15 protein-coding genes are annotated in these 9,592 nt (G+C 63.7%); 7 read left to right on the plus strand and 8 right to left on the minus strand.

Going from position 1 to position 9,592, the window contains the following annotated elements; genetic code table 11:
• Nucleotides 1-24: 24 nt before the first annotated feature.
• Nucleotides 25-369, plus strand: coding sequence for a cupin domain-containing protein (locus ACM0M4_RS12215; RefSeq protein ID WP_003090818.1), 345 nt, complete (start codon nt 25-27; stop codon nt 367-369).
• A gap of 42 nt (nt 370-411) precedes the next feature.
• Here ACM0M4_RS12215 and ACM0M4_RS12220 read toward each other — a convergent pair whose 3' ends face one another.
• Together ACM0M4_RS12220 and ACM0M4_RS12225 are read right to left on the minus strand one after the other, a co-directional pair.
• Complete coding sequence (locus ACM0M4_RS12220; RefSeq protein WP_003160518.1) at nt 412-783, minus strand: hypothetical protein; 372 nt, start codon at nt 781-783, stop codon at nt 412-414.
• A gap of 156 nt (nt 784-939) precedes the next feature.
• Nucleotides 940-2,217: an OprD family porin gene (locus tag ACM0M4_RS12225; protein ID WP_003099122.1), complete on the minus strand. Its 1,278-nt coding sequence runs from the start codon at nt 2,215-2,217 to the stop codon at nt 940-942.
• A 364-nt stretch (nt 2,218-2,581) separates the two neighbouring features.
• Between ACM0M4_RS12225 and ACM0M4_RS12230 the strand changes: the two genes are divergently transcribed.
• A complete protein-coding gene (locus ACM0M4_RS12230) occupies nt 2,582-2,896 on the plus strand; it encodes a hypothetical protein (RefSeq protein ID WP_003090814.1) in 315 nt (104 codons plus the stop codon).
• A gap of 210 nt (nt 2,897-3,106) precedes the next feature.
• Here ACM0M4_RS12230 and ACM0M4_RS12235 read toward each other — a convergent pair whose 3' ends face one another.
• Nucleotides 3,107-3,994: a LysR family transcriptional regulator gene (locus tag ACM0M4_RS12235; protein ID WP_003099119.1), complete on the minus strand. Its 888-nt coding sequence runs from the start codon at nt 3,992-3,994 to the stop codon at nt 3,107-3,109.
• Between the two features lie 102 nt (nt 3,995-4,096).
• Here ACM0M4_RS12235 and ACM0M4_RS12240 point away from each other — a divergent pair, with 102 nt between their 5' ends.
• Nucleotides 4,097-4,540, plus strand: coding sequence for a PACE efflux transporter (locus ACM0M4_RS12240; RefSeq protein WP_003090812.1), 444 nt, complete (start codon nt 4,097-4,099; stop codon nt 4,538-4,540).
• A gap of 186 nt (nt 4,541-4,726) precedes the next feature.
• Complete coding sequence (locus tag ACM0M4_RS12245) at nt 4,727-5,113, plus strand: 3-isopropylmalate dehydratase large subunit (RefSeq protein WP_033939760.1); 387 nt, start codon at nt 4,727-4,729, stop codon at nt 5,111-5,113.
• A gap of 52 nt (nt 5,114-5,165) precedes the next feature.
• Here ACM0M4_RS12245 and eco read toward each other — a convergent pair whose 3' ends face one another.
• Entirely contained in the window at nt 5,166-5,636 is a 471-nt protein-coding gene (gene eco, locus ACM0M4_RS12250) for a serine protease inhibitor ecotin (protein ID WP_003090808.1), read from the minus strand.
• A gap of 348 nt (nt 5,637-5,984) precedes the next feature.
• Nucleotides 5,985-6,215 carry a DUF2789 domain-containing protein gene (locus tag ACM0M4_RS12255; RefSeq protein WP_025325006.1) on the minus strand — a complete coding sequence of 77 codons (231 nt, stop codon included), beginning with the start codon at nt 6,213-6,215 and terminating at the stop codon, nt 5,985-5,987.
• A gap of 178 nt (nt 6,216-6,393) precedes the next feature.
• Between ACM0M4_RS12255 and ACM0M4_RS12260 the strand changes: the two genes are divergently transcribed.
• Entirely contained in the window at nt 6,394-6,591 is a 198-nt protein-coding gene (locus ACM0M4_RS12260; protein ID WP_003090804.1) for a hypothetical protein, read from the plus strand.
• A gap of 65 nt (nt 6,592-6,656) precedes the next feature.
• On the opposite strand, the gene ACM0M4_RS12265 is transcribed toward ACM0M4_RS12260, so the two are convergent.
• The gene (locus ACM0M4_RS12265) at nt 6,657-6,986 is read right to left on the minus strand and encodes a DUF883 family protein (protein ID WP_003090802.1); all 330 of its coding nucleotides are present in this window, start codon (nt 6,984-6,986) and stop codon (nt 6,657-6,659) included.
• Between the two features lie 110 nt (nt 6,987-7,096).
• Entirely contained in the window at nt 7,097-7,471 is a 375-nt protein-coding gene (locus ACM0M4_RS12270; protein ID WP_003090800.1) for a DUF5064 family protein, read from the minus strand.
• A gap of 135 nt (nt 7,472-7,606) precedes the next feature.
• On the opposite strand from ACM0M4_RS12270, the gene ACM0M4_RS12275 reads away from it, so the two are divergent.
• Together ACM0M4_RS12275 and ACM0M4_RS12280 are read left to right on the plus strand one after the other, a co-directional pair.
• The gene (locus ACM0M4_RS12275; RefSeq protein ID WP_003099113.1) at nt 7,607-8,050 is read left to right on the plus strand and encodes a YqaA family protein; all 444 of its coding nucleotides are present in this window, start codon (nt 7,607-7,609) and stop codon (nt 8,048-8,050) included.
• 155 nt (nt 8,051-8,205) lie between these two features.
• A complete protein-coding gene (locus ACM0M4_RS12280; RefSeq protein WP_003099112.1) occupies nt 8,206-8,523 on the plus strand; it encodes a hypothetical protein in 318 nt (105 codons plus the stop codon).
• Here ACM0M4_RS12280 and ACM0M4_RS12285 read toward each other — a convergent pair.
• On the minus strand, nt 8,513-9,412 hold the full coding sequence (locus ACM0M4_RS12285; RefSeq protein WP_003090797.1) for a YihY/virulence factor BrkB family protein: 900 nt from the start codon (nt 9,410-9,412) through the stop codon (nt 8,513-8,515). The two genes, ACM0M4_RS12280 and ACM0M4_RS12285, sit on opposite strands and share 11 nt — an antisense overlap.
• Between the last annotated feature and the right edge of the window lie 180 nt (nt 9,413-9,592).

A 9,592-nucleotide genomic window follows, 5' to 3' on the forward strand; every position in this document is an offset into this window, starting at 1 on the left:
ATCCACTGCCTTCCTGGAGCGACCATGTCAGATTTCATCACCGTACTGCGCGATACCTGTCCCGTACCCGTGCTGGACGCCACCAAGTGGAAGCGGATCGACGGCGATCCGCATACCGTCAACCTCAACGCATACGCCTCGGCGGACGGCAGCAAGCTGATGGGCACCTGGATCTGCACGCCGGGCAAGTGGGAGGTGAACTACGAACGCTGGGAGTTCTGCCACTTCCTCGACGGCTACTGCATCATCACCCCGGAAGGCGAGCAGCCGGTGCACCTGAGGGCGGGCGACGTGTTCGTCATCGAGCCGGGCCTGCGTGGTACCTGGGAGGTGGTGGAGACGGTGCGCAAGTACTTCGTCTTCGCCTGACGGTATTGCCGGACGTCCGGCATCCCTGCCGGGCGTCGCGCCTCAGTCCTGGTGGACGATGCGGCGGATGGTGCCGCCGCAGGACTGGTAGCAACTGCGGTACTCGTCCTGGCAGTCGTCGCCGAAATCGAAGTTGCGCTGCGGGTAGGGGCAGGACTTGCGCTTCTTCTTGTCGCTGTTCTGCATGCAGTAGTTGTAGGCCGTGCTCTGCGCCTGGTAGAGCGCCTCGTCCTGGCGCTGCTGCAGTTTGGCGAGGGTCTTGCACTGGCGCTTCTCGGCATTGCATTGGCTCACGCAGTGCAGGCCGGCATCGCTGGTCGGCGGAATGTAGGAGTAACTGACGCTAGGGCCGCAACCGCCGAGCAGCAGGGCAAGACCGAGGAGGGGGAGCAGAAGGTGTTTCCGGAACGGCATTGTCGATATCGATAAGCAATGGCAAGCGAGAGCGAATGCTATCACCGGCTTTCCGATGCTGTACGGCGCCACCCGATAAGGTTGAACTGGCGCACGAAACGCAAAAAAGAAAACCCCGGGACTGGCCCGGGGTTCTCGTCGCGCTCGTGGGTTCGATCAGAACACGCTGAACGGGTACTCGACGAAGGCACGGATTTCGTTGCCGTCGTCGTTGTACGAGCGGGCGTCGTTGGAGACACGCAGGAACGAGCTGCGCAGACGCAGGGTGAGGTCCTTGGCCGGACCGCTCTGCACCACGTACTGGACCTGGTTGAAGATCTCGCGCTCCTTGCCGTTGCTGGTCTCGGCGGTCTTGATGTTGTCGCCGCGCACGTAGGCTACGCGGTAGGTCAGGCCGGGCACGCCGTACTTGGCGAAGTCCAGGGCGTAGCTGACCTGCCAGGAACGCTCGTCCTCGGCGTTGAAGTCCGACCAGTAGGAGTTGGCCAGCCAGATGGTGGTGCCGCCGTCGCCGATGCCGCCGGCGTTCTGGTACCAGCCGTAGTTGTAGCCGGTGTCGCCGGTGTTGCGCTGGTGGGCGATCATGAAGGTGTGGGCGTCGATGGTGTAGGACGCCGCCAGGCTCCAGATCTTGTTGTCGCGGTTACCGTTGAAGTTCTGGTCGGCGAAGTCGCTGTCCAGCTTGGTGCGATAGCCGTTGAAGTCGAAGTTCAGCGACTGGTCGGCCTGCAGCGGGATGGTGTAGTTCAGGTTGATGTACTGCTTCTTCAGTACGTCCTCGACGTCGGAAGCGTACAGCGAGGCGTTGAAGTGATCGGTGAAGGCGTACTTGCCGCCGAACACGTTGATGCTCTTCAGGCCGCCGCTGTCGCGCCCTTCGGCGCTCTTGCGGGATTCCGCGGTGAAGCGACCGGCGTTCAGCTCCAGGCCCTCGATCTCCTTGGAGGTGATCAGGGTGCCGCTGTAGCTTTCCGGGAGCAGGCGCGAGTTGTCGTAGCTGAGCACCGGCAGGCTGGGCATCTGGTCGCCGTACTTGAGCACGGTGTTGGAGATGCGGAACTTCACCGCCGCGCCGCCCTTGGACAGATCGTCCGCCGCGGAGCCGCTGTCGCCCTGCTTGAAGAAGTCGATACCGGCGGCGCCGCTACGGCCCTTGCCGCCGTCCAGACGTACCGCGTACAGGCCGAACGCGTCGACACCGACGCCCACCGTCCCCTGGGTGAAGCCGGAGGTGAAGGTGGCAGTGGCGGCCTGGCCCCATTCGGCCTTGTCCTGCCGGCCATGTTTGTAGTCACGGCTGATGTAGCCATTGCGGAAGAACAGATCGAGGTGGCTGTCCTCGACAAACCCCTTTGCTGCTTCTTGGTCATTGGCCATCGCCTGGCTTGCAGTCGCGATGCCCAGTGCCAGCAGGCAAATCCTTTTCTTCAACATCTTATTGTTCCTGGTTGTTGGCTTGATGTGCGCTGAAATTGAAGGAAGCGCAAGGTTCGAAGTGCACGGGAGTCATTTGTCCCATTTACCGTGCGTGGCGGTTCTGGTTTCTTGTTTCTCCCGTTGGCGGCGCAACAATACCAGAACATTGTTCGATCCAAGAAAGCTTCGAGTCATTTGCTAATAACCAAAGTGCAAGGAGAGCCCCTTCCATAGGCTCTGAATCGGGCGTTGCCGGATCGCTTCGTCATGCGCCTGCAATATCAACCTTATCGATAAGTACCATGCCGCGAAGTCGCTGCAGTTCTCGCTTTGGGCGGTGATACCGTCGAATCGTGAACGGATCGACAAAGAGGGACGTGACATGAAGATTCTTATCGCTGTATTCGCCGCCCTGGCCCTGTCCGCCTGTGCCTCGCCTCCCGCTTCGAACGCCCCGGCGCTGGCCGCCAGCACCAGCAAGGCTCCCTACGATTACGCGATGTGCGTCTTGCCCAAGTGGCAACGCCAGGCGCCGGGCGTGGCGCTGGTGGAGGAAGGCCGCGGCTATCGCCTGGCGGACGCCGGTCAGTGGCTGGAGGTGCAGCCGGCGAGGGGTGGCAGCCTGGTGCGAATCCATGACCAGCAGCCCTGGGTCACCCGCGGGGCCTTCATCGATGCGGCCAGGACCTGTTCCTGAGCCGCGAGGAAGAGGGAAGAGCTCCGGCCCCCCTAGCATGAAGTGTCCGGAGCTCTACGGCCGCAAACGGAGGATGGCCGCAGAACGATCATCTGCCTATGGCTGGCGCTGCGCTTGATCGAGATCAAGTACTGGAGGCCGGGGAGCCGGCGTGTGCGGCGATTCGCGTGACGGGTCTCGTTTTTTCTGTGAAGTGCATTGCATAACGCTTCAATCGGGACGGGTGGCCAGCATGCCAACCAGTTCCTGGGCGGCCTTGCGCAATGGCTGGTTTTTCAGCCAGATAGCGTGGACAGGCAGTTTCAGCTCGTTCTTGGTATTCCTGAAGTCCAGGCGTACCAGCCTTCCCGTTGCCAGCAGCGGCGCGACCCGGGACAACGGGAAATTGCCCCAGCCGATCCCCGCCTCGACCATTTCCAGCGCCGTGCCCAGGCTGTCGGTGCGCCAGCAGGCGCCGGCAATCAGCGGACGGGTGTCGGCCAACGGCAGGTCGCAACTGGCCACCAGGATCTGCCGCACGTTCACCAGCTCTTCCAGGTACAGCGCCTGCCCCGGCTTCTGCAGGGCGGGATGGCGCGGCGAGATGGTCGCGACCAGCGATTCCGCGCCGACATACTGGAAGCGCTCCTGCGGGTTCACGCTGATGCCGGCGAATCCGAAGCACAGGCTGATGCGGCCGCCATGGAGCAGGGCGAGGGCATCGTCCTGCGCCGCGCTGAGCACCTCGACATCGAGCAGCGGGTAGCGCTCGGAAAGGGTGCGGAGGGCGCCGAACAGCCGCCCGCTGTCGATGTCCGCAACCACGCCGAGCGACAGGCGGCTTTCCAATCCCTGGGAGAGTTCCAGCGCATGCACCTGCAACTGGGCGAGCTGCTCGGCGATCATCCGCGCTTGCGGTGCCAGGGCCCTGGCCAGCGCCGTAGGACGGGCTTCGCGGTGGGTTCGCTCGAAAAGGGCGAAACCCAGCTCCGCCTCCAGGTTGGCGATGCCCATGCTCACCGCCGAAGGCACTCGACCCAAGGCACGGGCGGCGCCGGAAAAGGAGCCGCGGTCGAGGACGGCGAGGAACAGCTCGATGGTATCGCTGGAAAAGTTCATGGCAATTCTCCTATCAGCAGATCTGAAAGCTGCTGACTTTTTCTGTCAAGAAAATTGATCCAACCTTGCCCGCCTTTCCGCTATCACGCCCGAGAGGTCCACGTGCAAGGCATCAAGCGCAAATTGGTCTACGTGACCGCCTACGAATTGATCGGGATGAGTATCTCGACCCTGGGGCTGGCCCTGCTCGCCGGTTCCACGCCCACTACCACCGGCCCCCTGGCGGTGGTGATCACCACCGTCGCGGTGACCTGGAACTTCATCTACAACTGCCTGTTCGAGTTCTGGGAGCGGCGCCAGGCCGTGCGCGGACGCAGCATTGCGCGGCGGGTGGCGCACGCCATCGGCTTCCAGCTGACCCTGGTGGTCTACCTGATCCCGCTGATCGCCTGGTGGATGGGGATTTCCCTGCTGGAGGCGTTCTGGCTGGACCTGGCGCTGATCGTCCTGATCCCGTGCTACACCTTCCTCTTCAACTGGGCCTTCGATCGCCTGTTCGGCCTCCCAACTTCCGCGTTGCCGGCCGGCGAGGCGGCCTCCGTCTGAGGATTTTTTTTCTTCAGCGCCATTCGCGCTCGCCTTGGCCGGGGCAAATCGCCTACCTTAGACGGACGTGCGCTGTGGTGCCGGTTCAGGGAGGAAGTACGACCGCAAGCCATGAAGGTCTGCCCCGGCGAGGATGGGGTGCGGCATTTCGATGAACGGATTGGGGTCACTATGCGGATTTTGGGGATGCTACTGGGGACCGTCTTGCTGGCGGGTTGTTCGACATCGACGCCCTCGCTCGACGAGACGGACCAGGTACCGAAGGAGCGTTTGTACAACTACCAGTTCCGTGACGACGGCGACGCCTTCCTGGTGGTTTCCCGGGACCGCGAGTTTCTCGGCAGCGTCTGCAATACCCGCTTGATCATCGATAGCCGCCTGGCCGCCGAGATCCAGGCTGGCGAGAGCGCGCGTTTCCGTCTTCCGGCGGGGCTGCGGGTGGTATCCGTGCAGGGCGATGGGATCTGCCGCGGCGAGGCGCCCAAGCAGGTGGTGCATGTGCAGAACGGGCAGACCACGCATTACCGGATCACCGTGGACTCCGGCCTGAACATCGGCCTGGCGCCGGGCTGAAGCCGGCGCAACGAAAAAAGCCGCCCGTGGGCGGCTTTTTCATGCGCGGCGTTTATTCGCTGACCGCTTTCTCGACCTTTTCGGACGCCGACCAGATCCGATAGCGGACCTCCACGTCCTTCGGCGCATAGACCACGATCGGCAGCTTGCTGTTGTAGCGCAGCAGGAAGCCTTCGCCGACCACCGGGATGAAGCGCTGCTCCTTCTTCTGGCCGGGGCAGGCCATCATCGTGCTCATCGGCCCGCTGACCTTGTCCAGGCGGTAGTAGGAGTAGCCCCAGCCTTCCAGGGTATGTTCTTCCAGCTCGCCGCCCAGGCGCTGCTGGTTGCAGTCGGCCTCGAGGGTCTTGCCGGCGATGATCTCGACCTTGAATGCGTCTTCCGCGTCCTGTTTCGGCAGGTGGATGACCTGGCGGGTGAAGCCGGCATCTGCCTTCGGGTAGGGAACCTTTTCATCCAGTTTGGCGGCCATGGCGGTGCTGGAAAGAGCGGCAACGCCGGCGGCGATCAGTAGTGCTTTCATGTCCTTGAGGTTCTCCTTACGTGGTAACGCGAGCAGGGTAAGACACCGAGGCACGGGTGAAAAGTTCAGTGGGGGACGTAACGGAATGTTCCATGTCCTGGGCCAGCCGGTCGGGGCACGGCCGAATCGCGGGCAAAAAAAAGACCATCTGCGGGGGGGAGGGCGATGGTCTTCAAAGGAGCGTCGGGGACTTGGGGTTCTCCCGACGCCGCTACGATCTCACGCCGCTCCGCTGGGGAAAAATGCTTTGGACTGATAGTGGCTATCGATGCCGGTGACTTGAAATTCCCCGCCAACTCATAGCAAGTTCCGCACGATAGAGCCGTCAGCGCATCAGTTTGCGTTTTTTCAGCGGGTCAGTTGCAAGGCCAGTTCATCGACCTGTTCGGCCCAGTCGGAGTCCTCGGCCAGGGCCTCGCGCAGGAAGCTGGCCTGGGCAGGGTTCCAGAATGGCGCATCGGGCAGCGCCGTGCCCTCCTCGAGGTGGTGCCGGGCGAGAAAGGCGACGATGTCGTCCCGCCCAGCGGGGAGCCCCAACTGGCGGAACAGGTTGGAAAAGGTGTGCGGGTTGGTGTCCATGACGGTTCCTCCTGGATTCGCTGTTTTTCCACTATAGCCGGCGGGACGGCAGGGCCGCCGTGGGAGCCGGGGGTGGGTAATTTTGTCGCAGATGAAAAAGACTGTTGTGCGCGGCGTGCTTCATGGCGAAGGGGCGGGCGCTTATTATTAGCAAGCTAATGATAACCGGAGTCAGCCTATGTCCAGAATCGAAGTCGCCGTGCTGGTGGGGACGTCCGTTCCCGAATCGCTGCGCAGCAAGGGATTGCTGGCCTGTTGGATCCTGATGGTGGACGGCGCCATGTGGGCCGGCCCCTTCACCAGCCGTGACGAGGCGGAAGCCTTGAAGGGAACCTGGGAACTGAGTTGGCCGCTGGAGGCGGCGATCTCCGCCTGAGCCAAGGCCCTTGCCTTGCCGAAAAGCCCGCCGAGCGCGGGCTTTCTGTTGCCTGCGGAAACGCCCTAGCGGCGGCCCACCAGCAGGCCGAGGAGGAAGCCGGCGCCGGCCGATACGGCGATGGTCTGCCAGGGATGGTCCTCGACGTATTCCTCGGTCGCTTCGGCGGCCGCCTGGCTGCGTTGCACCACGCCGCGGCGGGTGCGCTCGATGGCGTCGCGACCACGATGCAGCACGGAATTGATCTGTTCACGCAGGTTCGCGCCCTCCTTGCCGGCCAGGCTGCCGGTGCCGCTCATCAACTGGTCCACCTCGGCGATCAGGTCCTGCAGTTCGGCCATGGCCTGGTCCTGGATAGCCTGCTTGGCGCGAGCGGAGCGGGTTTTCAGAGTCATGTCGGTCTCCTTGACGAGGATGGTTACCTAGGTATGGAGTCGCCCGCTTCGCTGAAAGTTGCACGGCATGGCCTGCGTCGGGGGTTTCCGTAGCATGCGGGAGAGCCGTTTCAGGATGCCCCGGCCTCGCCGCGCAGGTAGCGGTCGAGGTCGATCGCTTCGCCGCTCTTGAGTTTCAGGCGTCGGCGCAGGTCGTCGAACATAGCGTCGTACTCGCGGCGCTGGCGCACGATCGGTCCCTGCCGCAAGCGCAGGCCGTGGCGCCGGGCCAGGCGACTGGCACGGCTGGCGAAATGCACGGCGGCGTCGCGTGGCAGTTCGAAGCTTTCGCTGAAAGGCTGGCCGTCGATCCGGCCCTCCATGTCGAAGTGTACGGCCACCGGGCGGGCCTCGGCCTCCAGGACCCGGTAGCGCAGGTGGATATCGAATGCCTGGCGGTCGACTTCGCTGGCCGAGGCGAGATGCAGATGGCCGGGAATGAACATGGCCTGCCTCCTTTTCGGATAACCGGGGAAATGCCCTTGCCTGCCAGGGTATGCTTCGCCGGCCTCGGGACGGCTGTCCCAGGTCAGTTTTTTTCGGATTGGAGTGGGGATGCGAATGGCGCTGGGAGCGTTCGGGTGTTGACTGACTGGGCCGCGTACGCCGGGCTGTTCCTCTCGGCGTTCGGTTCGGCGACCCTGCTGCCGTTGCAGTCGGAAACCGTGCTGGCCGCCTTGCTGCTGCGCGGTGGCCAGTCGGTCGCGTGGCTGCTGGCGCTGGCCATCGTCGGCAATGTGCTGGGTTCCTGGGTCAACTGGTGGCTGGGTCGCTACCTCGAGCATTTCCGCGGTCGCCGCTGGTTTCCCGTGGGCGAGGTGCAGTTGCTCAGGGCGCAGCGACACTATCGCCGCTACGGCCGCTGGACCCTGCTGCTCAGTTGGGTGCCGGTCATCGGCGATCCGCTGACGCTGGTGGCCGGCATCATGCGTGAGCCCTGCTGGAGTTTCCTGCTGATCGTCGGCCTGGCCAAGACGCTCCGCTACCTGGCCCTGGCTGCGCTGGTGCTGGGCTGGGCCGGCTGAGCGCTTCGTCGGCGAGCGTAGAACTATTTTTCGCGGGGCAATGTCCATTGCTGCGAGGTGTAACTGCCGCCTCATCGCCCCCGGGGCCTTTAGTTGCCGCTGTGGTCCCGGGGGCTTCTCTTTTCCTGCCTGTTTCCGGCGATGCGAGGTGCGCAATGTCGAGGGTGGTTGCGGGATCGCTGGTCTGCCTGCTGCTCGGTTCGGCGCCGGCCTGGGCTTCCACGGCCGAGGCGTGGCAGGCGCACGACGCCATGGTGCGTGCCGCCTGCCTGAAAGCCAGCGGCTTGCGCCAGGTACGCGCGGTGGGGCAGGTACTGCCCTTCGACGATGAGGTGGGCTATTCGGCGCTGCTCCTGCAGGGCCGCTATCCGCAGTCGCACATGCAGGGCCGCCAGGGCCGCGAGCTGTGTCTGTACCGGCGCGCCACCGGCAAGGCCAGCGTCAGCGAGGCCGACGCCCTGCTCAAGCCTTGAGTTCGGGGTCGTCGTTGTCCGGAAGTTCGCGTTCGCCAGGGTCCTTGCCGTCTTCCGAATGGTGTTCGATCACCGCGTTCAACTCGGCGCCGAACAGCACCACTGCCGCCGACAGGTAGAAGTACAGCAGGAGGATGATGATCGCCCCGATGCTGCCGTACATGGCGTTGTAGTTGGCGAAGTTCTTCACGTAGAAGCCATAGGCGAGGGACGCGGCGATCCAGGCGATCACCGAGAGCACCGAGCCTGGAGTGATGAAGCGGAAACGCTGCTCGACATCCGGCACCAGGTAGTAGAACAGCGCCACCGCGAGCATCAGCAGGAACACCGCAAGAGGCCAGCGCAGCCAGGTCCAGAGCGTCACCAGGTACTGTTCCAGACCGACCAGGCCGGCGATCCAGGCGATCACCTGCGGCCCGGTGACCATCAGGCCGGCCGCCACCAGCAACAACAGGGCGATGCCGAGGGTGTAGAGGATCGACAGGGAGAAGCGCTTCCATACCGGGCGGCTCTCCTTCACGTCGTAGGCGGCGTTGAGCGCGATCATCATCGAGCGGATGCCCGCCGAGGAGGTCCACAGCGCCACCGCGATACCGATGGACAGCAGGCCGCCTTTCTGCTGCTGCAACTGGTCGATCACCGGGTTGACCTGATCCATCGCCTCGGGCGGCAGCAGCAACGCCGCCTGCTCGCGCAGCCAGGCGAAGAACTCCGGCAGGTGCAGGTAGCCTACGAGGGTGATCAGCACCAGCAGGAACGGAAATAGCGAGAACAGCATCTGATAGGCGAGGGCCGAGGCGTAGGTCGGCATGTCGTCCTCGAGGAACTCGTTCACTGTGCGCTTGACCAGGCCGAACAGGCCTATTTCCCGATAAGCCGTACGGAACATTCCATCTCCTTGCTGTGTGCGTGCCGATGACGATCGACCACCGATGGCCGCTTGCCGCCAGGCATTTTCCGTTGGGTGAAATTCGTCGCGTCCTTTCTGGGACGCCACGGCGGGCGAATTGGTTCGTCGCCGGCGTCATCATTCGGTCGCATCCGTTAGCCAGACTGCGCCTGCCCGCCG

This window comes from Pseudomonas sp. 18-147 (genome assembly GCF_051048045.1).
In the GTDB taxonomy this organism is placed as follows: Bacteria; Pseudomonadota; Gammaproteobacteria; order Pseudomonadales; family Pseudomonadaceae; genus Pseudomonas; species Pseudomonas aeruginosa.

Coding starts and splice junctions, on each gene's coding strand:
- ACM0M4_RS12215 (WP_003090818.1), top strand. CDS start 25: ATGTCAGATTTCATCACCGTACTGCGCGATACCTGTCCCGTACCCGTG.
- ACM0M4_RS12220 (WP_003160518.1), bottom strand. CDS start 783: ATGCCGTTCCGGAAACACCTTCTGCTCCCCCTCCTCGGTCTTGCCCTG.
- ACM0M4_RS12225 (WP_003099122.1), bottom strand. CDS start 2,217: ATGTTGAAGAAAAGGATTTGCCTGCTGGCACTGGGCATCGCGACTGCA.
- ACM0M4_RS12230 (WP_003090814.1), top strand. CDS start 2,582: ATGAAGATTCTTATCGCTGTATTCGCCGCCCTGGCCCTGTCCGCCTGT.
- ACM0M4_RS12235 (WP_003099119.1), bottom strand. CDS start 3,994: ATGAACTTTTCCAGCGATACCATCGAGCTGTTCCTCGCCGTCCTCGAC.
- ACM0M4_RS12245 (WP_033939760.1), top strand. CDS start 4,727: ATGCTACTGGGGACCGTCTTGCTGGCGGGTTGTTCGACATCGACGCCC.
- eco (WP_003090808.1), bottom strand. CDS start 5,636: ATGAAAGCACTACTGATCGCCGCCGGCGTTGCCGCTCTTTCCAGCACC.
- ACM0M4_RS12255 (WP_025325006.1), bottom strand. CDS start 6,215: ATGGACACCAACCCGCACACCTTTTCCAACCTGTTCCGCCAGTTGGGG.
- ACM0M4_RS12260 (WP_003090804.1), top strand. CDS start 6,394: ATGTCCAGAATCGAAGTCGCCGTGCTGGTGGGGACGTCCGTTCCCGAA.
- ACM0M4_RS12265 (WP_003090802.1), bottom strand. CDS start 6,986: ATGACTCTGAAAACCCGCTCCGCTCGCGCCAAGCAGGCTATCCAGGAC.
- ACM0M4_RS12270 (WP_003090800.1), bottom strand. CDS start 7,471: ATGTTCATTCCCGGCCATCTGCATCTCGCCTCGGCCAGCGAAGTCGAC.
- ACM0M4_RS12280 (WP_003099112.1), top strand. CDS start 8,206: ATGTCGAGGGTGGTTGCGGGATCGCTGGTCTGCCTGCTGCTCGGTTCG.
- ACM0M4_RS12285 (WP_003090797.1), bottom strand. CDS start 9,412: ATGTTCCGTACGGCTTATCGGGAAATAGGCCTGTTCGGCCTGGTCAAG.